Origin of the sequence: Arthrobacter sp. Y-9 (assembly GCF_029690065.1) — a bacterium.
Classification (GTDB): domain Bacteria; phylum Actinomycetota; class Actinomycetes; order Actinomycetales; family Micrococcaceae; genus Arthrobacter_E.
In genome coordinates, this window is record NZ_CP121463.1 from 975,817 (window position 1) to 997,241 (window position 21,425).

Genomic DNA, 21,425 nt, shown 5'->3' on the forward strand with positions numbered 1-21,425 from the left:
AGCAGGGAGCCGTGCCGGGGTTGAACCCCGGCACGGCCCGTTGAGGGAACACCATGAAATCGAGCACCCGCAAGAGCCGGGCCGTCAAGATCGTCGCGCTGTCCGCGGCCGGGGCCGTCATCGTCCTGGGCGGGATCGGGGCCGCCACGGCTCCCCAGTGGCTCGGTGCCGTGAACTCCGCCTCGCCGTCCGGCTCCTCCCAGGCGCCGACCACCCAGGCCCCTCCGGCCAAGCCGGTGCAGCTCACCGTCGCGCCCCTCAACGGCGCCAAAGAGGTGAACCCGGTGACCGCGCCCGTCGTGAAGGCCGTCAACGGCACCGTGAAGGACGTCCGCTTGGCTCCCGCGAAGGGCCCCGCCGTCAAGGGCGAGTACGACGCCGGCAACGCCCAGTGGAAGGCCTCTGAGAAGCTGGCCTTCAACACCACCTACACCCTGAGCTACACCGCGGTTGACGAGGCGGGCGGCGAAACCCAGCGCACCAGCAGCTTCACCACCGTGGTCACCAAGAACGAGGCGAACACCACGCTCGTGGTGGGCACCCTGGGCGACCAGATCGGCGCGGGCCAGCCGATCCAGCTCACGTTCTCCGAGCCGGTGCTGGATGCCAACAAGGCCGGCGTCGAGAAGGCCGTGAAGGTGACCTCCAGCGCGGGCCAGAAGGTCAAGTGGCACTGGTACTCGGACTCCATGGCGCGGATCCGTCCGGAGTCTTACTGGAAGTCCGGCAGCACCGTGACCCTGGATCAGCAGCTCTTCGGCGTGCCGTTCGGCAACGGCCAGATCGGCAGCTTCAGCAAGACGACCACCTTCAAGGTCGGCCCGCAGCGGGTCGCCGTGATGGACGGCGCCGCGCACACCATGCGCGTCTACCAGGACGGCCAGCTCGTGTACTCGGCGGACGCCGGCATGGGCGGGCCGGAGATGCCCTCGCCGTCCGGTTCCGCCATCATCCTGGAGCAGCAGCGCGTGTCCCACTTCCGCGCCGAGAGCATCGGTCTGAAGCCGGGTGACCCGCTCTACTACGCCCCGACGGACGTGAACTACGCCAATCGCCTCACCTGGAGCGGCGTGTACGTCCACGAGACCCTGCCCGGCGGCACCCAGTTCATCGGCAACACCAACATCTCCCACGGCTGCGTCGGCCTGCTGCCGAAGGACGCCGCCTGGTTCTTCGAGCACATGAAGCCGGGCGACGTGGTGCAGTTCAAGAACACCGCAGGCCCGCCCATCCGTGCCGATGAGGGATTCGGCGACTGGAACATCCCCTGGGCCCAGTACGGCAACGCCTGAGCCGGGTGGATACCTTCGGATGGGCTCGCGCCGCGCGGGTCGTGAGGCCGTGCGGATAACGCTCCGGCAACAATCGGGCGGCTGATCCGGGACCACGCCGCGCATTTCCGTCCGGCTGTCGGTGTTGACGGGTACTGTCACAGGGAGAACCGAATGCCCGTTGCAGCCTGGCGCCAGGCCGGACGAGAAGTGGATGACCGTGAGCGACAAGAAGCCCAATGACCCGGCGTGGGACAGCCCCCACGATTCCGACGAACCCGCATTCGAATGGATGAAGGGCTCGACGGCGGCGGATGCCGCCGGCGCCGACGCCCACCAGGAGGCGGAGAAGCCCGCCCGGGGCGACCAGCCCGAAGGCGCCGAGGAAGCGAAGGCCCCCTCCGTGGACGCCCTGAAGGAACCCGCCGCCTGGGACCCGGAGGCCACCAAGGCCCGCGCGGACGCGGCCTCGGACGCTCGCGACGACTCTGAACCGTCCAGCGGCCCGGACGAGACGCCGGCCGCCGCGGATCGCCCGTCCATGCCCGCCGCGCCGGAGACGGACCGCCCGTTCATCGCGGGCGGCGCCGTGCTGCCGGAGGCGTTCGGCACCGCAGGCCGTGAGCCGGGGAGTGCAGAAGCCGTGCCCGCAGAGCCCTTGCCCGCAGAGCCTGTGACGCCCGAGGCGGAGAAGCCGGAGGCCGAGGCCACCGCCCGCGCCGAGGAGGAAGCCGAGGAGAACGCCCCCGCGGACACTCCGGCCACGGTGATCCAGGAGCGCCTGCCCACGAGCGCACTCACGGTGCGCGCCCCCGACGAGGAGGTGCAGAAGCGCCAGGCCGCCCGCGATGCCGCGCTGGCCGCGAAGCCTGTGGGCCCGCGCGTCGTGAAGATCCTGAGTGCGATCTTCCTGCCGCTCCTGCTGGTGATCGCCGCCGTCCGCGTCGTGGCCACGCCGTTGTTCCTCTGGATCGAGTACTTCCGTCCCGGGTTCCCGGGCGACGGATACGGCTTCAGCCAGGAGGACCGGCTCACGTACGGCTCCTACGCCGTGGACTACCTGAGCAACTTCGCCGGTCCGAGGTACCTGGGCGACCTGGTGACGGCCAGTGGCACCAAGCTGTTCCGCGACCCTGAGATCTCGCACATGGCCGACGTCAAGATGGTCACCATGAGCACCTGGGGTGTGGGCGCGCTGCTCGCCGTGCTCGCCCTCGTGGCCATCTGGTACCTGGGGCGGCGCCGCGACGGCTCGCTGCGCCACGCGTTCTTCGCCGCCTCCGTGGTGACGCTCGTGATCATCGTGGCGCTCGGTGTGGTGGGCTTCCTCGGCTGGGACAGCTTCTTCACCGGCTTCCACGAGATCTTCTTCGCCAACGGCACGTGGACGTTCACGCTGCAGGACACCCTGATCCGCCTCTTCCCGGGGCAGTTCTGGATCGACTCGGCAGTCACCATCGCCGGTCTCGTGTTCCTCACGGCCCTCGTGACGCTCATCTGCACCTGGCCCACCAAGCGTCGCCGTGAGGCCCGCAAGGCCGTCATCGCGGGCCGCCTGGCCGCGCAGCAGGCCGCCGTCGCGGGGGAGTGACCCCGGCGCCCGGCTCCGGGCGACTCGACTGACACGGAAAAGCCCGCCCCTCACCGGGGGCGGGCTTTTTCCGTGTCCTGGGACCGGGCGGCCGGCCGCTCAGCCGCGGTAGAGCTGGTCGATCTGGGGGGCGAAGTCGGTCACGACGGCGTTGCGGCGCAGCTTGAGCGACGGCGTCAGGTGCCCGGAGTCCACGGACAGCTCGGCGTCCAGGATGGCGAACTTGCGGATGCTCTCCGCCTTGGACACCTGGGTGTTCGCCTGATCCACGGAACGCTGCAGGGAGGCGAGCACCTCGGGGAGCTGAGCCGCTTCCGACGGGGTCAGCCCCGGACGGGAATGCTGGCCGCCCCACGCCTCGACGGCTTCGGGATCGAGGCCGATGAGCGCGGAGACGAACGGCCGGCCCTCGCCGAGCACCACCACGTGCTCCACGAGCGGATTCTGACGGATGGTCTCCTCGAGCGGTTCCGGGGCCACGTTCTTGCCGCCGGCGGTCACGATCAGGTCCTTCTTCCGGCCCGTGATGGTCAGGAAACCGTCCTGATCGAGCGTGCCCAGATCACCGGTGGCGAACCAGCCGTCCACAAAGGCGTCGAAGTCGGCCTGGGGGTTGTTGTGGTAGCCCTTGAAGACGCCGATCCCCTTGATCAGGACCTCGCCGTCGTCGGCGATGCGGATCGAGGTGCCGGGCACGGGCCGTCCGACGGTGCCCAGCCGGTTCTGGCCCGGCCGGTTCACCGCGGCCGGGGCCGTGGTCTCCGTGAGGCCGTAGCCTTCCAGGATCGGCACGCCGGCTCCGAGGAAGAACTCGGATTCGTGACGGTTCAGCGCACTGGCCCCGGAGACAGTGTGCGTGATGTGCCCGCCGAACGCCGCCCGGACCCGGGGGTAGAGCAGGCGGTCGAAGAGGAGGTGACGCAGACGCAGGACCAGGCCCGGGCCGTCGCCGAGCCCCTGTTCGTGCCGCTGGGTGGCCTGGGCGTACTCCACGGCGGTGTTGAAGGCGCTGGCGAACAGCTTCCCCTTGCCGGACTCCTCGGCCTTCTGCTGGGCGCCCGCCACGACCTTCTCGAAGATGCGGGGCACGGCCAGCAGGAACGTCGGCTTGAGGGTCTGCATGTCCGCCATGAGCTCCGAGGCGGAACTGCTGTGGCCCACGAGGATGCCGGCGTGGAGACAGATGACCTGCACGGCGCGGGCCAGCACGTGGGCGAGCGGCAGGAACATGAGCGTCCGGGCGCCGGGGACCAGGGTGAAGGCGCCGAGCGCCGGGACGATGTTCTCCGCCACCAGGGCGAAGTTGGCATGGCTGATCTCGCAGCCCTTCGGCTTGCCCGTGGTGCCGGAGGTGTAGACGATCGACGCCGTGTCGGCCAGGGACGCGGAGGTGCGGTGGCGTTCGAGCTCCGCCTCGGTGACCCCCGCCCCGGCGTTCGCGACGCTGACCATGTTCGGCACGGCGCCGCCGTCGTCCATCCGGATGACCTGGAGGGGAGCGCTGCCCAGCAGCTCCGAGCCCTCCGCCACCGCGGTGACCAGATCGGCCTTCGCCGCGTCCTCGACGAACACACGGCGGGCTCCGGAGTCCTCCAGGATCCACTCGACCTGGCTGGCGGAGGACGTCTCGTAGATCGGCACGGTGACGCCGCCGGCGTACCAGATGGCGAAGTCCGCGAGGGTCCATTCGAAGCGGGTGCGGCTCATGACGGCCACGGCGTCGCCGGGCTGCAGTCCGCCGGCGATCAGGCCCTTGGCGAGGGCCTTCACCCGGGTCAGGAACCCCTCGGCCGTGAGCAGGTCCCAGCCGGGCACGGTGTCGCCGCTCGGCCGGCCGCCGCCTGCGGAGGCGGAGCCGGCCCGCGACGACGGCGCGCGCAGGGCGTAGACGGGCCGGTCCGGCGTCGCGGTGGCGCGGCTCAGCAGGACGTCCGTGACGTTCGACGCCGGGTCCAGCTCGGAGAGCAGAGGCTCGGTGTACTCGGTGATGGTGCTCATGACGGGTGTTCCAGTTCCTGTCGTCTCGGATCCGGGTCAGATCCAGGAAGGCATCCACATGCGCAGACGCCAGTCGTTGTAGCTGATGGTCTCAGCGGTCCAGATGGGGTAGAAGAACGCGGAGAGCAGGAGCACCGCCGCGAGGAAGCACGCCACCACCAGGAAGCCCGAACGGCGGCGCCAAGGAGGGTCGCCCTGCCGACCGAGGATGAGTCCCAGGGCGTAGCAGAGTCCGAGGATCAGGAAGGGCTCGAAGGAGACGGCGTAGAAGAAGAACGTGGTCCGTTCCGGGTACATGAACCACGGGAGGTAGCCGCCGGCCATGCCCGCCAGGATGGCCCCGGCGCGCCAGTCGCGGCGGCCGGCCCAGTAGAAGAGGACCACCAGCAGGGCGATCGTCGCGCCCCACCAGATGAGCGGATTGCCGACGCTCAGGATGGCCTCGGAGCACTTCTCCTGAGCGCCCGGGCCGCACTGCGGCGACTGGTAGTAGAAGGAGGTGGGCCTGCCGAGGATCAGCCAGGTCCAGGAGTTCGCCTTGTACGGATGGTCCGAGCTGAGGCCCTGGTGGAAGGTGTACGCCTGGACGTGGAAATCCCAGAGGGAGCGGAGCGCCGGGGGAAGCCATTGGACGCCCTTGCCCGGGTTCAGTTCGGCCCAGTGGCGGTTGTAGGCGTCGTTGCTCAGGAACCAGCCGGTCCAGGTGGAGAGGTAGACCGCCGTGGCGGTGCCGAGGTAGAGGAAGAACGCGGGGATGCCGTCCCGGACGATCCCGGCCACGGTCCAGTTCCGGATCCCCGCCACGCGCCGGGCGTTCATGTCCCAGAGCACCATGAGCAGGCCGAACACGGCCACGAAGAACAGCCCGGACCACTTGATGCCGACGGCCGCGCCCATGGAGGCGGAGGCCGCCAGGCGCCACCAGCGGAAGCCCAGGCCGGGGCCCCAGCGGAGCGCCGCCTCGGAGGGGACGCCGTCCGGCGACGCGGCGGCGAGGGCGGACAGCCGGGTGGCGAGCCGCCGTCGTCCGTCGCTGCGGTCCAGCAGGAGGAAGGCGAAGGCGAGCAGCACCCAGAACTCGATGAAGATGTCCAGGATCCCGATGCGGGACATCACCAGGTGGGTGCCGTCCACGGCCAGCAGCAGGCCCGCGATGGCGCCGAGGGTGACCGAGTTGAAGAGTTTCTGGGCGACCAGCGCCAGGATGAGGATGGACAGCGTGCCTACGACGGCGGACGAGAAGCGCCAGCCGAAGGTGTCGGCCTGTCCGAAGAGGTCCATGCCCCAGGCGATCATCCACTTGCCGAGCGGCGGGTGGACCACGTATTCGCCGGTGGTCAGGATCTGGCTGGGGTCGCCGTGGTTGAAGGCGGCGTTCGCGTCCTTGGCCCAGTTGCGTTCGAAACCGGACTGCAGGAGCGAGTAGGCGTCCTTGACGTAGTAGGTCTCGTCGAACACGAGGGACCGCGGTTCGCCGAGCCGGACGAACCGCAGCACGCCGCCCAGGACGGCGGTCAGGACCGGTCCGAGCCAGAACCAGAGTCGCAGAGTGGGTGTGAAGTCGCGCCAGGACTGGACGGGGCCCAGGAGCCGTTCCAGGAGATTTTCGCGGGTGTACGCGTCGCGAGGGTCCAGGACCCAGGACCCCTTCCCCTGGGCCAGACGGCGTTTCCGGACCGTGGCGGACGTCCGCCCGTGCCGGGGCGCAGCAGGGGACGACGCGGCCGGGGACGCACTGGCGGCGCCGCCGTCCAGCGCGGCCTCTTCGGTCTGGGTCACGTAGTCATGCTACCGGGCGGGGCGACTGGGCCCACGGTGGCGAGGGCCCCGAACCGAGGCACGAGGTTTGGGAGCCACTGGGGATAGCGCCTACCGCCCTCCCCAGCCTCGCTCCTCCCTCCGGCTCCCGGAACTCGCTTCGCTCGGCCCGGGTCCCTCGCCGGAGGGGCCCAATCGGCCGGGGACCCCTCGGGCTGGGCCCACGGTGGCGAGGGCCCCGAACCGAGGCACGAGGTTTGGGAGCCACTGGGGATAGCGCCTCCCGCCCTCCCCAGCCTCGCTCCTCCCTCCGGCTCCCGGAACTCGCTTCGCTCGGCCCGGGTCCCTCGCCGGAGGGGCCCAATCGGCCGGGGACCCCTCGGGCGGTAGGCTTGTCGCCATGGCTGAGCGAGTGGTGCAGGGTGAAGGGCGTGTGGTCCTCGCGGCCACTCCGATCGGCAACCTCGGAGATGCCTCGCCCCGGCTGCGGGAGCTCCTGGAGACCGCGGACGTGATCGCGGCCGAGGACACCCGGCGCCTGCACCGCCTCGTCCAGGGCCTCGGCGTGACGGTCTCCGGCCGGGTCATCAGCTACCACGAGCACAACGAGCGCGAGCGCGCCGAAGAGCTGCTCGAGTTCGTCGCGGAGGGACAGACCATCCTGGTGGTGTCCGACGCCGGCATGCCCGCGGTCTCGGACCCCGGCTTCCGTCTGGTCTCCGCCGCCGTCGACGCCGGGGTGCTGGTCACCGCGGTCCCCGGACCGTCCGCCGTGCTCACCGCCCTCGCGCTGTCCGGCCTGCCCACCGACCGCTTCACCTTCGAGGGGTTCCTGCCCCGCAAGTCCGGCGACCGCCTGGGCGCACTGCGCGAGCTGGCCCAGGAGCGCCGCACGATGGTGTTCTTCGAGGCGCCGCACCGGCTCGAAGTCATGCTGACGGCTCTGCGCGAGGTGTTCGGGGCGGACCGCCAGGCGGCGGTCTGCCGCGAACTCACCAAGACCTACGAAGAGGTCATCCGCGGATCGCTCGACGAACTCGTCGCCTGGGCCGCGTCCGGCGAGGTCCGTGGCGAGATCGCGGTGGTGGTCGGGGGAGCGGGGGAGCCCGAGCCGAGCCGCCCGGAAGACCACATCGAGGCCGTCGCCGCCCTGACCGCCGAGGGCTTGCGCCTGAAGGAGGCCGTCGCCGTCGTCGCGGAGGCTCAGGGCGTGAGCAAGCGCGAGCTGTACCAGGCCGTCCTCGCCGCGCGGAGCTGAACCGCGGCCTCCCCTGGGACTGTGCAGATGCACAGTGAAACAGGGGATCGCTAGTGCACCCCCGCGTAGACGTGCGTCACAACGCGGCGATAACTTGGCAGGGAAGGGTCTTCCTGGAAGGCCCACGCCCCAGTACCCCCAAGCACGAAGGAGTCGCACATGACTTCCGCGATCACCGCCGAGCGCGAGGCAGAGCTGCTCGCCAAGGTCCCCACCGGCCTGTTCATCAACGGTGAATGGCGTGCAGCCTCCACCGGCAAGACCTTCGACGTCGAGGACCCGGCCACCGGCAAGGTGCTGCTGAGCATCGCCGACGGCACGAGCGAAGACGCCATGGCCGCCCTCGACGCCGCCGACGCTGTGCAGGCCTCCTGGGCCCGCACCGCTCCGCGCGAGCGCGCCGAGATCCTGCGCCGCGCCTTCGAGCTGGTCACTGAGCGTGCCGACGACTTCGCCCTGCTCATGACCCTCGAGATGGGCAAGCCGCTGGCCGAGGCCCGTGGCGAGGTCACCTACGGCGCCGAGTTCCTGCGCTGGTTCTCCGAGGAGACCGTCCGTGACTACGGCCGTTACCTCACCACCCCCGAGGGCAAGAACAAGATCCTCGTGCAGCGCAAGCCGGTCGGCCCCTGCCTGCTCATCACCCCGTGGAACTTCCCGCTGGCCATGGCCACCCGCAAGATCGCCCCGGCCATCGCCGCCGGCTGCACCATGGTGATCAAGCCCGCCAAGTTCACCCCGCTCACCACGCAGCTCTTCGTGGCCACCCTGGTCGAGGCCGGTGTCCCGGCCGGCGTCGTGAACGTCGTGTCCTCCTCCAGCGCCTCCTCCATCTCCGGCCCGATCATGAAGGACTCCCGCCTCCGCAAGGTGTCCTTCACCGGCTCCACGGCCGTGGGCAAGCGCCTGATCGCCGACGCCGCCAACAACGTTCTCCGCACCTCCATGGAGCTCGGCGGCAACGCCCCGTTCCTGGTCTTCGAGGACGCCGATCTGGACAAGGCCGTCGAAGGCGCCATGGCCGCCAAGATGCGCAACATGGGCGAGGCCTGCACGGCCGCCAACCGTTTCCTGGTCCACGAGTCCGTGGCTGAGGAGTTCACCGCGAAGTTCTCCGCCGCGATGGCCGCTCTCAGCACCGGCCGCGGCACCGAATCCGAGACCAACGTCGGCCCGCTCATCGACTCCGGCGCCCGTGACGACGTCCACGCACTGGTGACCGCCGCCGTCGAGGCCGGCGCCACCGTCGCGACCGGCGGCGCTCCGGTGGAGGGCGAGGGCTACTTCTACGCCCCGACCGTCCTCTCCAACGTCCCGAACGACGCCGACATCCTCCGCAGCGAGATCTTCGGCCCGGTGGCCCCCGTGACCACCTTCTCCTCCGAGGAGCAGGCCATCAAGCTGGCGAACGCGAGCGAGTACGGCCTGGCCTCCTACATCTACACCCGCGACTACGCGCGGATGTTCCGTGTGGCGGAGCAGATCGAATTCGGCATGGTCGGCTTCAACGCCGGTGTCATCTCGAACGCGGCCGCTCCGTTCGGTGGCGTGAAGCAGTCCGGTCTGGGCCGTGAAGGCGGCGCCGAGGGCATCGCCGAGTACACCACCACGCAGTACATCGGCATCGCCGACCCGTACGCCAACTGATCCACGGCACCGCCGCCTTCTCGCAACCGACGGCAGTGCTCCTGGTCCCGTGAGGGACCGCGACGGCGCCCGTCCGCCGCCCTCCGGGGCAGCGGACGGGCGCCGTCGTTGTCAGCAGACTCCGGTGGCCGTCAACGCCGGCGGCCTCCGCGCCCCCCACCTGAACGCCCCAGACCTGAACGCCCCTGACCTGAACGCCCCTGACCTGAACGCCACAGCGACGGCGGCGCCCAGCGGGCCCGCCATCGGGCGAGGCGACCCTCGCGCTCGCCCAGGGACTGTTCGACGGCGGTGACCCGCTCCCGGGCCGCCTGCGCCGTGGACTCCGCCTCGCCGTCGTCGGCCGGGGCGCCGTACCGGGCGGACTCGTAGTCCCGCACCAGCTCCCGCACGGCCACCCGGCCGGACTCGGGCAGGCCGTCCTGAAGCCGGGCGGAGAAGGCCCGCGGAGTCTCGGCGTCGCGCGCGGGAACGCCGTGGTCCTCCGCCGTGGCGAGCAGTTCCTCCATCGCCCCGATCCGCACGCCCGTCCCGCTCTGCGCGGAGGAGAGCCGTCGTCGCCGCTGCCGGCCGCGCAGCACTTGCGGCAGGACGGAGGCGATGCCCAGCACGACGACGGCGGCCACCGCCCCGACCAGATGACCCCAGTCGAGCGATTCCCACCATGGTGCGGCGGCCCGAGGCGCCGCCTGCGGCGCCGGGGCGGTGGTGGCGGTGGCCGACGCCGAGGGCTGCGGAGTCGAAGTGGCGGTGTTCGTCGCCCGCGGCCGGAGCCCTTCCGGATCGAACTCCGGGACGTCGGTGGTGGACGGATCGAACGCGTACCCGGGCACGACGCCGCGCGAGGGGGTCGGCTCGAAGGGGACCCAGCCCGCGCCCTGCAGGTAGATCTCCGGCCACGCGTGGGCGTCCTGGGCCGCCACCGCGTACTCCGTCCGTGCGGGCGCTCCCTGTTCGCCGGCCTGGGTGACGCCGGTGGCCCGGCCCGGCGCGAAGCCGACCGCCACACGGCTCGGCAGGCCGATCGACCGGGCCATGACGGCCATGGCCGTGGAGTAGTGGATGCAGTACCCGCTCTTGGCCTCCAGGAACTTGCCCAGGACCTCCATCCCGGTGCCGTCGTAGCCGTGTTCTGCCGGCGCGGTCACGGAGTAGGAGAATCCCGGACCGCGCAGGAACCGCTGCAGGGCGACGGCCTTGTCGAACGGATTGGTGGCGTTGCGGGTGGCCTGCAGGGCCGTGTCCAGGATGGTGCGGGGCATGGTGGCTGGCAGTTCCATGAACTTGGCCAGGACCTGCTGGGGCGTGGCGGCGAGGGTCCGGAGCTGCTCCGCCGTCCATTCGGGAGCGTAGGAGCGGACGGTGTAGACCTCTCCGGCGCTCGTGGAGTTCCCGCTGCGGCTGCGGACGGTGAGGTTGTTGGGGTCGTAACCCCAGTCGCCCCTGGCGCCCAGGACACTCAACGGGTTCGTCACGAGCGGCAGATACGGGCTCGTGAAGTCGTGCGTGCTGATCACCGTGGTCGGGAAGCTCCTCACCGGGGGACCATCCTGCCCCGTCTGCGTCCCGACTTCGTCGAACTGCAGCACGGTGCCGAGGTAGCCGCCGTTGTACTTCTCAGGCTCCCAGCGGTCTCCGGAGAAGGAATCGATCGTGGTCAGCCGCAGATAGGGCGGCGAAGGTGCGTCGGTGAAGTAGCTGATGACGGTGCCTGTGCCCTGCTGCCGGAGGTTGCTGCTGAGCGACAGCACCGGGTTCAGGCCGTTGCTCTTGCCGAGCGACCCGAGCCGCGAGCCCTGCGGGAAGAGGCCCTCGGTGAATCCGGGGACGAGTGTCGGGATCACGAGTGCCATCGCGACCGCGGCCGATCCGAGCACGGTGGCCCGGCCCAGTCCGCGGGAGGCGCTGTTCTGGGCGGCGCCCCGCGCCCTCTCCGCCGGATTCTCCGTCTCCTCGGCGGCGCGCAGGGCGCGTCGCGAGACCGCGAGGAGGATCGTGAAGAAGAAGGCCGTCGCGGCGAAGGGCCAGGCGCCCACGCTCGTGTAGTTCAGCAGGGCGGGCACCATCAGGACCGCGAGCGCCGGGCCCGCCGCAGCCAGAGGGTTCCGGGCCCGCACCACGATCCAGTCCGTCAGGAGCACGAGCAGGCCCAGGCAGCCAGAGGTCAGAAAGGTGATCCCGGGCGCCGGGTTCACCGGCACGAACTCGTGCTCCACCGTGTTCCGGGCCTCGCCCAGGAGGCTCCAGAAGCCGCCCCAGGCCGCAGGGCTCGGCAGGAGGCCGAGGAACGCCCGGTCGGCGAGGAAGAGCGCATTGAGGATCAGGCCGAGGGCGATAAGACCCACCGCGTACGGGACCCAGGTGCTGCGGGTGAAGAACCGGGGGACGACGAGCGCGGTCCCGGTCACCTGGATCGTGACGAGGACGGGCAGGAACCAGGACCAGCCGTAGATGACCCCGGAGAGCCCGGCGGCGGAGGAAGCCAGCAGTGCGCAAACGCAGGCCGTGACGGGAAGGAGGATCGCGCCGAGGCGGCTCCGGGGCGGGGTGAGGTCCTGGGCCGTGCTCATGGCCGGTCACCGCCGGACGTCTCGCCTCGGGCGGCGCTCGTCGTCGTGGCTGTCGTCGCCATGGCGGGCGGCGTCACGGCACTCGGTTTGCCGGAGCCCGCCCAGCGTTCCAGGAGCCTCGCGGCGGAGTCGCCCGGGGAGGCCCACAGCACCCGCCAACCCGCGGTTTCGAGCACGTCTCGCACGTCGGGGCCCGGGCTGACGGGCCAGCAGCTGATCACGGTCGCCTGCGGTGTCCCACGCGAGCCGGCCCAGGACGCGGCCGTCCCGGCGCCGCTCAGGGTGCCGCTGACGAGGTTCCGCGCGTCGTCGAGCCCCAGGCGTCCCGTGAAAGCCACCAGCAGCCCGCCGGTCGCGGAGAGCGACAGCGGGGCGTGCTGCTCGGTCAGTTCGAGCGCGGCAAGGCACTCCGGCAGGAGCTCGGGGGCTTCAGCGGCGGCCATCGTCTCGAGTCCGGGATGCGGGGCGCTGCGGGACCGCTGGAAGGCAGGCTCTCCGGCGTGGTCCTGGAGGCGGAGTTCGTGGCCCAGTCCCGCAAGCCCCAGCGCGACCGCGAGGAACGTCCTGAGCTGCCATTCGAAGGAGACGGTGGTGCGCAAGGAGGCGGCGGCGCCGGGCACGGGGAAGGGGGCCAGCTCGCCCCCGCTGTGGACGCCGGCGCGCTGATCCAGCACCAGCGTGATGCGGGGGAGGGCGCCGCCTTCCTCATGCCGCACCATGAGCTCGCCGCGTCGGGCGGTCGAGGGCCAGTGAACCCTGCGCAACGCATCGCCGTGCCGGTATTCGCGGACCATCACGTCATTCTCGCTCGCGCTCGCGACCCAGCTGGTCGTCTGACTGCCGCCGACGCCGACGCCGGCATGGCCCCGCAACAGATCCAGCAGCCCGGGGGAGAGTTCCCCGGGCCGGGGTGTCACCAGGAGTTCGGTCCCGGGGTCGACGGTGTGGCGCTGCCAGGCCAGATCGAAGGGGTCGCGGAACTCCGCGGTGACCCCGCCTACCGGGAAGACGCCGCGATGCGGAGGGGCTACCCGGTATTCGTAGGCGGAGACGGGTCCGCCGCGCGCTGCGCGGGAGGGGTAGCGGAACCTCGGCGACCCGCCGAGATCCGCCGGCAGCTGTTCCACCATCGTCGATTCGACCATCGACCCGCCACCCGGCAGCCGGGCCCAGCGTGCCTTCCAGCCCGCGCGGTCCGCTCCGCCCGGCACTCCGGTGGAGGCGCTGATGAAGAGGTGCACGACCGTCGTCGTGCCCTCCTGCACCGGCAGCGGATGGAACTCGCGCCGCACGCGGAAGCGTTCGTGACGGCTCCGCACGCCCAGGACCGCCAGGACCGGCATCGCCAGGAGGAAGACGGACAGCGTGAGGAGGTCCCGGCGGCCCAGGATCCAGGCCCCGGCAAGGCAGAGAAGGGCCGCCAGCACGAATCCCAGCCCCCGGCGGGTCAGGAACTTCGTGGGCGACAGCCTGCTCAGCGGCCCGGCGCTCATGGCACCCGGGCCTGGTCTCCCGGCGGGGTGAAACCTGCGGAGCTCAGGGACGGCCCGCCGGAACCGGTGGGCGCGGACGAGGCGGCCCGGCGTGCGGCCTCGCGGGAGGCCGCGGTGTCCACGGGCAGGCGTTCCAGGATCCCGCCGAGAATGCTCGCCGCGTCCTTGCCGTTCAGCACGGCGCGGCGGTCCAGCAGCAGCCGGTGGGCCAGGATGTCCTGCGCGACGACGGCGACGTCGTCCGGGAGCACGAACTCCTGTCCCGCGAGGGCCGCGTGCGCCTTGGCCGCCCTGAGGACGTGCAGCAGGGCGCGGGGGCTAGCTCCGAGGACGATGTCCGGATGGTTGCGCGTGGCCTGCCCCAGGTCCACCACGTACTCCTTGACCGGACCGGCGACATGGACCGCCTGGACGGTGGCGATCATGCGGCGCAGCAGCGCGGTGTCCACGACGGGCCTCAGGTCGTTCAGGGGCGAGCGGCCCTGATGCGCCTCCAGCATGTCGAGTTCGGCGGCGCGGTCCGGATACCCCATGGAGATCCGGGCCATGAAGCGGTCCCGCTGAGCCTCGGGGAGGGGGAAGGTGCCCTCCATCTCCACCGGGTTCTGGGTGGCGAGCACCATGAACGGCGAACCCAGCGGGTACACCTGGCCGTCGACGCTGACCTGGCTCTCCTCCATGCATTCGAGCAGGGCGGACTGCGTCTTGGCCGAGGCGCGGTTGATCTCGTCGCCGATCACCAGATTCGCGAACACGGGTCCCGGGCGGAACTCGAATTCCCCGCTCGCCTGGTTGTACATGGACACGCCCGTCACGTCCGACGGGAGCAGATCCGGGGTGAACTGGATGCGGGAGACGCTGCCGTGAATGGCCCGGGCGAGCGTCTTGGCCAGCATGGTCTTGCCGACGCCGGGGACGTCCTCCAGCAGCAGGTGGCCCTGGGCCAGGAGCACCATGAGGGCGGTCCGGGCGGTCTCCTGCTTGCCGTCGATCACCCCGTTGACCGCGTCGAGGATCGCCCGCGCGGCCGAGGAGAACACCTCGGCGGACAAGGGTTCGGGAGCCGCCTGCTGGGAGCCGGGCAGCCCTGTGGCGACCCCGCCCGGGCCTGCGCCCTCGATGAAACCCGGATCTGACACGACCGACCTCTCCTTCACTCGGCGCGAGCCCCCAGAAGCCGAGTCTGACGTGGTGTAACGTGGCTCACTTCCTCACAGCCTACTCATCGCGGCGACCGCGTCATAGGGTGGCGGGCCACGGCGGGGGCCCGTCGAGTTCCGCGTGCGGGCGCGTATTACGCTGGAATCATGTGTGCTCCCGAGACCCCGTTCGCTTACCGCCGCCCCGAGGAAGCCCCGGAGAACGGGCAGGACGGACCCGCGGATTCGGTGCGGTCCACCAAGGACGAGGCCGGCCGCAAGCGGAAGCTCGACTATCCTCCGGCGCCGGAACCCCTGCGGGTCCCGGTCATGGACAACCACACTCACCTGAACTTCCGGGACGGCCTGGTGGAGGTCTCGGTCAAGGACGCCCTCGACGCCGCCGAGGCCGTGGGGGTCAAAGCAGCCGTGCAGGTCGCCTGTGATCTGGAATCCGCGCGCTTCACGGTCCGGGCGCTGGACGAGGACCGCCGCTTGCTGGGCGCCCTGGCCATCCACCCGAACGACGCCCCGCTGTACGCGGCGCGCGGCGAGCTGGAGGACGCACTGCAGGAGATCGAGGATCTCGCAGCTCATCCGCGCGTGCGAGGGATCGGCGAGACCGGCCTGGACTACTTCCGCACCCAGGGGGAGGAGGAGCAGGCGATTCAGCACTACTCCTTCCGCCGTCACATCGACATCGCGCGCCGGCTCGGCCTCACGCTGCAGATCCACGACCGGGACGCGCACGACGACGTCGTCCGGATCCTGCTCGAGGAGGAACAGCCGCAGCGTGTGGTCTTCCACTGCTTCTCCGGCGATGAGAAGCTCGCGGCCGTCTGCAATGAGCACGGGTGGTACATGTCCTTCGCCGGGCCGGTCGGTTTCAAGGCGAACGGGCATCTGCGGGACGCCCTCAGGACGGCCCGCCGGGACCTGATCATGGTGGAGACCGACTCGCCGTTCCTGACCCCTCACCCCTACCGCGGCCGGCCCAACGCGAGCTACATGATTCCCTACACGATGCGGTCCATGGCCGAAGCTCTGGAGACCGATCTCGATGAATTGTGTGCCGACGTCGCGCGCAACACCGAGGCGGCGTACGGGAGCTGGGACTGAGTCCCGAACCACCCGCTGAACTGGGCTGACGCACGCCGGCCGAGCGGAGGCGGCGAGTGCGTACCGTACCCGACGGGCGGGATCTGCGCGACTCCGCGTGTCGCGGACGGCATTCAGGGCTTGGCTGTTTTATAACGCTTCGGTTACAGTGGATGACAGATAGCCGGGGTCGGGGAAGGCCTGCGGACGAATGACACTTCGTTGTGAACCATGGACACCCGTGTGCCGAGAGGCCCCGGGCGACCATCAGGCCTTGCCTTGCGAGGCCCCTGTTCCCCGTGCCCGGACGCACCAGTAGTTTGGGTAGTAGTGAACAAAATCTTCGCAACTGACGGAAAGATCAGTCCCGTCAAGGTGGGCGTTCAGCTCGCGGTGATCCTGGCCTTGGTCGGAGGCCTCCTGGCCTTCGTGGTCAACAACAAGACCGTGAAAATCAACCTAGACGGCCGAGTCAGCTCCGTCCAGACCTTCGGCGGCAACGTCGAGCAGGTCGTGAAGAGCGCCAACATCGACATCGCCGACAAGGACAAGGTGGTTCCCGCGCTGAACAGCGGCGTGCAGGACGGCACCGAAGTCCGGATCAACCGCTCCAAGTCGGTTTCCGTGGTCGTGGACGGTGCGGCGCGTGAGGTCGACACCCACGAGAGCACCGTCGCCGGCCTGATCAAGGAACTCGGCGTGAAGGACACCTCCCGCGTGTCCCTCCCGGCCGACGCCACCCTCGACGTCAAGGGCACCAGCCTCACCATCTCCACCCCTAAGAAGGTCAACCTGATCGTCCGCGGCAAGGGCAGCAAGCTGACCACCACCGCCGCCACGGTCGGCGACGTCCTCAAGGAAGCCAAGGTCGTCCTCGGCAAGAACGACGTCTCGGCCCTCCCGGCCACCGCTCCGGTGACCGCGAACATGACCGTCAAGGTCAGCAACATCGACAAGAGCCGCACGGCCACCGTGAAGGAAGAGATTCCGTTCGACGTGGTCAAGACCGATTCCGCCAAGCTCGACAAGGGCGTGGAGAAGGTCACCACCGAGGGCGTGGCCGGTTCGGTCGAGAAGACCTTCCGCCTCGTGATCGTGGACGGCAAGGAAGCGACCCGCACCCTGGTCACCAGCAAGGTCACGGCCGAGCCCGTGACGCAGCGTGTGGAGGTCGGCACCAAGGAAGCCCCCGCGGCTCCCGCCACCCCGCCTGCTTCCAACACCGGCGCCGCGGCTCCGGCCGCTGTGAACGCCGGTATGTGGGACCGCATCGCCCAGTGTGAGTCGACCGGCAACTGGTCCATCAACACCGGCAACGGCTACTACGGTGGCCTGCAGTTCGACATCGGGACCTGGCTCGGCGCCGGTGGCGGCGCGTACGCCCCGAACGCGAGCCTCGCCACCCGCGAGCAGCAGATCGACATCGCCAACCGCGTGTACGCCCAGCGCGGGCTGTCCCCCTGGGGCTGCGCCTGGGCCGCCGGATAAGCGGCGCTCCTTTCACCAGCTGAACGACGGCGGCCGGTGACCTCCCCACGGAGGTCGCCGGCCGCCGTCGTCGTGTCCGCCTGGTGAGACCCCGGCGCGTGGCTCCGACCGGGCCCCGCTGTCCACAGGGAGTGGGCTGTGACCGCCGGGTCGGTAGGATTGTCGGGTGAGTGATGCAGCCCAGAACCCCGACGCCGCGACGAACCCCACCCCGTTGCTGGGCGCCGCGGACATCCGCCGTCTGGCCGAGGAGCTCGGCGTCCGGCCCACCAAGACGCTGGGGCAGAACTTCGTGATCGACGGGAACACCATCCGACGGATCGTGGCGGCCGCCGAACTGGACCCGTCGGAGACCGTGCTGGAGGTCGGCCCGGGTCTGGGCAGCCTGACTCTGGGCCTCCTGGACGCCGCCGCCCACGTGGTGGCCGTGGAGATCGACCCGGTCCTGGCGGGCCGTCTGCCCACCACCGTGGAGGAATTCCGGCCGGGCGCGGCCGAGCGCTTCACCCTCATCAACCAGGACGCCCTCAAGGTCACCGAGCTGCCGCATCAGCCGACCGCCGTCGTCGCCAATCTGCCGTACAACGTCGCGGTGCCGGTGGTGCTCCACCTCCTGGAGCATTTCCCCACCATCCGGCACGGCCTGGTCATGGTGCAGGACGAGGTGGCGGACCGCCTCGCCGCAGGACCCGGCTCCAAGATCTACGGCGTGCCGTCGGTCAAGGCCGCCTGGTACGGCACCATGCGCAAGGCCGGGGTGATCGGGATGAACGTCTTCTGGCCGGCGCCCAAGATCCACTCCGGGCTGGTCTCCTTCGAGCGCTATGAGGAGGAGACCACGTCCCGCGCGAGCCGCGAAGAGGTCTTCGCCGTGATCGACGCGGCGTTCGCGCAGCGCCGCAAGACCCTCCGCGCCGCCCTGTCCGGCTGGGCCGGGAACGGCGCCGAGGCGGAACGGTATCTCCACCTCGCAGGCGTCGATCCGAGCGCCCGCGGCGAGACTCTGGACATCGGCGCCTTCACTCGCATCGCCGAGGCCCGGATCCCCCTGGAGGCCTGAGGATGCGCCGCGGCAACTCCGTGACGGCCTCCGCGCCGGGGAAGATCAACGTCTCCCTGCACGTCGGCCCGCTCCGGGAGGACGGATACCACTCCCTCGCGAGCGTGTTCCTCGCCGTGTCCCTGCGTGAGGAGGTACGGGCCTCACTCCTGGACGAACCGGGGATCCAGGTGGTCCTTTCACCGGACAGCACCCTCGACGTGGACCCGGAGACCATCCCTCTGGATGCCCGGAACCTCGTGTACCGCGCGGCCGCGCTCCTCGCCTCGCACTGCGGACTGGAGCCGGCCGTGCGCCTGGAGATCGTGAAGCGGGTCCCGGTCGCGGGCGGCATGGCGGGAGGATCCGCCGACGCCGCCGCCGCGCTGGTCGCCTGCAACGCCTTGTGGGAGTGCGGGCTGAGCCGTGAGGAACTGGCCGGCCTGGGAAGCCGGCTCGGAGCGGACGTTCCCTTCTGCCTGCTCGGCGGAGCGGCGGTGGGCCTGGGCGTGGGCGATGAACTCACCACGGCCCTGGTACACGGCGAACTCCACTGGGTGGTGGTCCCGGCCGCGTTCGGGCTCTCGACCCCCGAGGTGTTCCGTCGTCTCGACGCGCTCCGCGAGGCCGAAGGCTTTGCCGCGCCGGAGCCGGACTCCGTGGACGCCGCGATCCTGGCGGCATTGCGCACTCCGGACAGCCACGTGCTGTCCACGCTCATGGTCAACGACCTCCAGCGCGCCGCCCTGGATCTGGCCCCGGAACTGCGCGACGTGCTCGGCCTGGGGGAGTCCCTGGGCGCCCTCGCGGGCATCGTGTCCGGCTCCGGCCCTACGGTCGCGTTCCTCTGCGAGGACACGACGGCGGCCCGCGGACTCGCGGACGGCTTCAGCCATCGCGGCCTGGGGTCGTTCGTGCTCACGGCGCCGTCGCCCGGCGCCTTCGTGCATCCATGAGAGGGCCACGGCACGGACCCCGGCCGATGCGCCTACGATAGACAGGTTCAGCGCGCCGTGAGGGCGGGTCCTCCGGATCCGCGCGGCACGGCTCTCAGAACCGGAAACACCGACGAAAGCAGCACATGGCACATCTTCTGGGCGGCGAGAACCTCGCCGTGTCCTTCGGCACCCGCACCGTCCTGGACGGCGTCACGGTGGGACTCGAGGACGGCGACCGGATCGGGATCGTGGGCCGCAACGGCGATGGCAAGTCCACGCTCATGCGGTTCCTGGCCCAGCGCGCGCAGCCCGACGACGGCCGCGTGACGCAGCGCCGCGACCTGCGCGTGGGATACCTGGACCAGCAGGACGTGCTGGACGGCGACGACACGGTGGGCCAGGCGATCGTGGGGGACATGGCGGACCACGAGTGGGCCGCCGACCCGAAGATCCGCGAGATCATGGGCGGCCTCGTGGGGGACGTGGACTGGGATTCCAGCGTCCACAGCCTCTCCGGCGGGCAGAAGCGCCGCGTCGCGCTGGCGAAACTCCTGATCGGTGACCACGACGTCATCATGCTGGACGAGCCCACCAACCATCTCGACGTCGAGGGCGTGGCCTGGCTGGCCCGTCACCTCAAGAACCGCTGGCGCGCCACCGAGGGCGCGTTCCTGGTGGTCACCCACGACCGCTGGTTCCTGGACGAGATCTGCACCAAGACCTGGGAGGTCCACGACGGGGTCGTGGACCCGTTCGAGGGCGGCTACGCGGCGTACGTCCTGGCCCGTGCCGAGCGGGACCGCATGGCGTCCGTCGTGGAGGCCAAGCGTCAGCAGCTCGTGAAGAAGGAACTCGCCTGGCTGCGCCGTGGCGCCCCGGCCCGCACCTCCAAGCCGAAGTTCCGCATCGAGGCGGCCAACGCCCTGATCGAGGACGTCCCCGCGCCCCGCGACACCCTGGCACTGAACAAGATGGCCACGGCCCGCCTGGGCAAGGACGTCATCGACCTGGAGAATGTCACCCTGGACCGCCGTCCCGCCCCGGGCGAGGCCGAGGACCGGAGCGGCGCGCCGCTCTTCGACAACATCACGCTGCGCCTCGCCCCGGGCGAACGGGTGGGTCTGGTCGGCGTGAACGGCGCCGGCAAGTCCACGCTCCTGCGCCTGCTGTCCGGGGAGGTCACTCCCACGAGCGGCAAGGTGAAGCGCGGCAAGACCGTGGTGCCTGCTGTGCTGAGCCAGGAAGTGCACGAACTGCGCGAGGTGGACGATCTGCGCGTGGTCGAGCTGATCGAACGTGAGAAGCGGTCCTTCAGCGTGGGCGGCAAGGACCTCACCGCAGGGCAGCTCGTCGAGCAGCTCGGTTTCACGAACGCCCGCCAGTGGACGCCCATCCGGGACCTCTCCGGTGGCGAGCGGCGACGCCTCCAGCTCCTGCGTCTCCTGGTGGGGGAGCCCAATGTGCTCATGCTTGACGAGCCCACCAACGACCTGGACACGGATACCCTCGCCGCGGTGGAGGACGTCCTGGACGGCTGGCCCGGCACGCTCGTGGTCGTCAGCCATGACCGCTATCTGCTGGAACGCGTGACGGATCACCAGATCGCGCTGCTGGGCGACGGCAAGCTCCGCGGGCTTCCGCGGGGCGTGGACCAGTATCTGGAGCTGCGCGAGGCGGCACTGGCCGGTTCGTCCGGGAAGGCGAGCGGCCCGACGGCGGCCGGCGGCTCCGGCGCGGCGGGCACCCCGGGCGGCGGCGCGCCGTCGTCGGGGGCCAGCGAGGCGGAGAAGCGCGAGGCGCGCAAGAACATCAACCGGATCGAACGCCAGCTCGGCAAGCTCGCGCAGCAGGAGGAGAAGTTGCACGGGCAGATGGCCACGGCCTCCGAAATGGGCGACTTCGACGCCCTCGGCGGGCTGAACACCCAGCTCAACGAGGTGCTCGAGGAGAAGGAGACCCTGGAGATGGAGTGGCTCGAAGCCGCCGAGGTCCTGGGGGAGTAACGTCGCCCCTGACTTCCCATCGACTGCTCCACACGATGCCGAAATCTCTCGAAAATCTCGGGAATTGACATCCTACGGAGCAGTCGATCGTTTAAAGACCAGGCTTGGACCTCAGGGCATGGATCGGGGCCGGG

The 21,425-nt window shown here is 70.4% G+C and carries 14 protein-coding genes; 9 read left to right on the top strand and 5 right to left on the bottom strand.

Annotated features, from left to right (window positions below; translation table 11 throughout):
• Positions 1–53: 53 nt before the first annotated feature.
• Both P9849_RS04330 and P9849_RS04335 read left to right on the top strand, forming a co-directional pair.
• A complete protein-coding gene (locus P9849_RS04330) occupies positions 54–1,292 on the top strand; it encodes an Ig-like domain-containing protein (protein WP_278268464.1) in 1,239 nt (412 codons plus the stop codon).
• Positions 1,293–1,491: 199 nt separating this feature from the next.
• Entirely contained in the window at positions 1,492–2,862 is a 1,371-nt protein-coding gene (locus P9849_RS04335) for a TIGR01906 family membrane protein (RefSeq protein WP_278268465.1), read from the top strand.
• A 99-nt stretch (positions 2,863–2,961) separates the two neighbouring features.
• On the opposite strand, the gene P9849_RS04340 is transcribed toward P9849_RS04335, so the two are convergent.
• Both P9849_RS04340 and P9849_RS04345 read right to left on the bottom strand, forming a co-directional pair.
• A complete protein-coding gene (locus tag P9849_RS04340) occupies positions 2,962–4,860 on the bottom strand; it encodes an AMP-dependent synthetase/ligase (RefSeq protein WP_278268466.1) in 1,899 nt (632 codons plus the stop codon).
• Between the two features lie 36 nt (positions 4,861–4,896).
• Positions 4,897–6,639, bottom strand: a complete 1,743-nt coding sequence (locus P9849_RS04345) for a phospholipid carrier-dependent glycosyltransferase (RefSeq protein ID WP_278268467.1) — start codon at positions 6,637–6,639, stop codon at positions 4,897–4,899.
• A gap of 379 nt (positions 6,640–7,018) precedes the next feature.
• Between P9849_RS04345 and rsmI the strand changes: the two genes are divergently transcribed.
• Positions 7,019–7,876, top strand: a complete 858-nt coding sequence (gene rsmI, locus P9849_RS04350) for a 16S rRNA (cytidine(1402)-2'-O)-methyltransferase (protein WP_278268468.1) — start codon at positions 7,019–7,021, stop codon at positions 7,874–7,876.
• A 159-nt stretch (positions 7,877–8,035) separates the two neighbouring features.
• Positions 8,036–9,523, top strand: a complete 1,488-nt coding sequence (locus tag P9849_RS04355) for an NAD-dependent succinate-semialdehyde dehydrogenase (protein WP_278268469.1) — start codon at positions 8,036–8,038, stop codon at positions 9,521–9,523.
• A 131-nt stretch (positions 9,524–9,654) separates the two neighbouring features.
• On the opposite strand, the gene P9849_RS04360 is transcribed toward P9849_RS04355, so the two are convergent.
• From P9849_RS04360 to P9849_RS04370, 3 genes are read right to left on the bottom strand one after another with little or no spacing between them, the layout of a single operon-like run.
• On the bottom strand, positions 9,655–12,093 hold the full coding sequence (locus P9849_RS04360) for a DUF3488 and transglutaminase-like domain-containing protein (protein ID WP_278268470.1): 2,439 nt from the start codon (positions 12,091–12,093) through the stop codon (positions 9,655–9,657).
• Entirely contained in the window at positions 12,090–13,586 is a 1,497-nt protein-coding gene (locus P9849_RS04365; RefSeq protein WP_278268471.1) for a DUF58 domain-containing protein, read from the bottom strand. The genes P9849_RS04360 and P9849_RS04365 overlap by 4 nt, the downstream gene beginning before the upstream one ends.
• The gene (locus P9849_RS04370) at positions 13,583–14,638 is read right to left on the bottom strand and encodes a MoxR family ATPase (protein WP_278269089.1); all 1,056 of its coding nucleotides are present in this window, start codon (positions 14,636–14,638) and stop codon (positions 13,583–13,585) included. Before P9849_RS04370 ends, P9849_RS04365 begins: the two co-directional genes overlap by 4 nt.
• 255 nt (positions 14,639–14,893) lie before the next feature.
• Between P9849_RS04370 and P9849_RS04375 the strand changes: the two genes are divergently transcribed.
• The 5 genes from P9849_RS04375 to P9849_RS04395 all read left to right on the top strand — a co-directional run bounded on the left by P9849_RS04375 (position 14,894) and on the right by P9849_RS04395 (position 21,291).
• Positions 14,894–15,844, top strand: a complete 951-nt coding sequence (locus tag P9849_RS04375) for a TatD family hydrolase (RefSeq protein ID WP_278268472.1) — start codon at positions 14,894–14,896, stop codon at positions 15,842–15,844.
• A 309-nt stretch (positions 15,845–16,153) separates the two neighbouring features.
• A complete protein-coding gene (locus P9849_RS04380) occupies positions 16,154–17,311 on the top strand; it encodes a resuscitation-promoting factor (protein WP_278268473.1) in 1,158 nt (385 codons plus the stop codon).
• A gap of 166 nt (positions 17,312–17,477) precedes the next feature.
• A complete protein-coding gene (gene rsmA / locus P9849_RS04385; protein ID WP_278268474.1) occupies positions 17,478–18,371 on the top strand; it encodes a 16S rRNA (adenine(1518)-N(6)/adenine(1519)-N(6))-dimethyltransferase RsmA in 894 nt (297 codons plus the stop codon).
• A 2-nt stretch (positions 18,372–18,373) separates the two neighbouring features.
• A complete protein-coding gene (locus tag P9849_RS04390; RefSeq protein WP_278268475.1) occupies positions 18,374–19,306 on the top strand; it encodes a 4-(cytidine 5'-diphospho)-2-C-methyl-D-erythritol kinase in 933 nt (310 codons plus the stop codon).
• Positions 19,307–19,431: 125 nt separating this feature from the next.
• Complete coding sequence (locus P9849_RS04395) at positions 19,432–21,291, top strand: ABC-F family ATP-binding cassette domain-containing protein (protein ID WP_278268476.1); 1,860 nt, start codon at positions 19,432–19,434, stop codon at positions 21,289–21,291.
• Positions 21,292–21,425 lie beyond the last annotated feature (134 nt).

Coding starts and splice junctions, on each gene's coding strand:
- rsmI (WP_278268468.1), top strand. CDS start 7,019: ATGGCTGAGCGAGTGGTGCAGGGTGAAGGGCGTGTGGTCCTCGCGGCC.
- P9849_RS04395 (WP_278268476.1), top strand. CDS start 19,432: ATGGCACATCTTCTGGGCGGCGAGAACCTCGCCGTGTCCTTCGGCACC.
- P9849_RS04340 (WP_278268466.1), bottom strand. CDS start 4,860: ATGAGCACCATCACCGAGTACACCGAGCCTCTGCTCTCCGAGCTGGAC.
- P9849_RS04330 (WP_278268464.1), top strand. CDS start 54: ATGAAATCGAGCACCCGCAAGAGCCGGGCCGTCAAGATCGTCGCGCTG.
- P9849_RS04365 (WP_278268471.1), bottom strand. CDS start 13,586: ATGAGCGCCGGGCCGCTGAGCAGGCTGTCGCCCACGAAGTTCCTGACC.
- P9849_RS04355 (WP_278268469.1), top strand. CDS start 8,036: ATGACTTCCGCGATCACCGCCGAGCGCGAGGCAGAGCTGCTCGCCAAG.
- P9849_RS04375 (WP_278268472.1), top strand. CDS start 14,894: ATGTGTGCTCCCGAGACCCCGTTCGCTTACCGCCGCCCCGAGGAAGCC.
- P9849_RS04390 (WP_278268475.1), top strand. CDS start 18,374: ATGCGCCGCGGCAACTCCGTGACGGCCTCCGCGCCGGGGAAGATCAAC.
- P9849_RS04360 (WP_278268470.1), bottom strand. CDS start 12,093: ATGAGCACGGCCCAGGACCTCACCCCGCCCCGGAGCCGCCTCGGCGCG.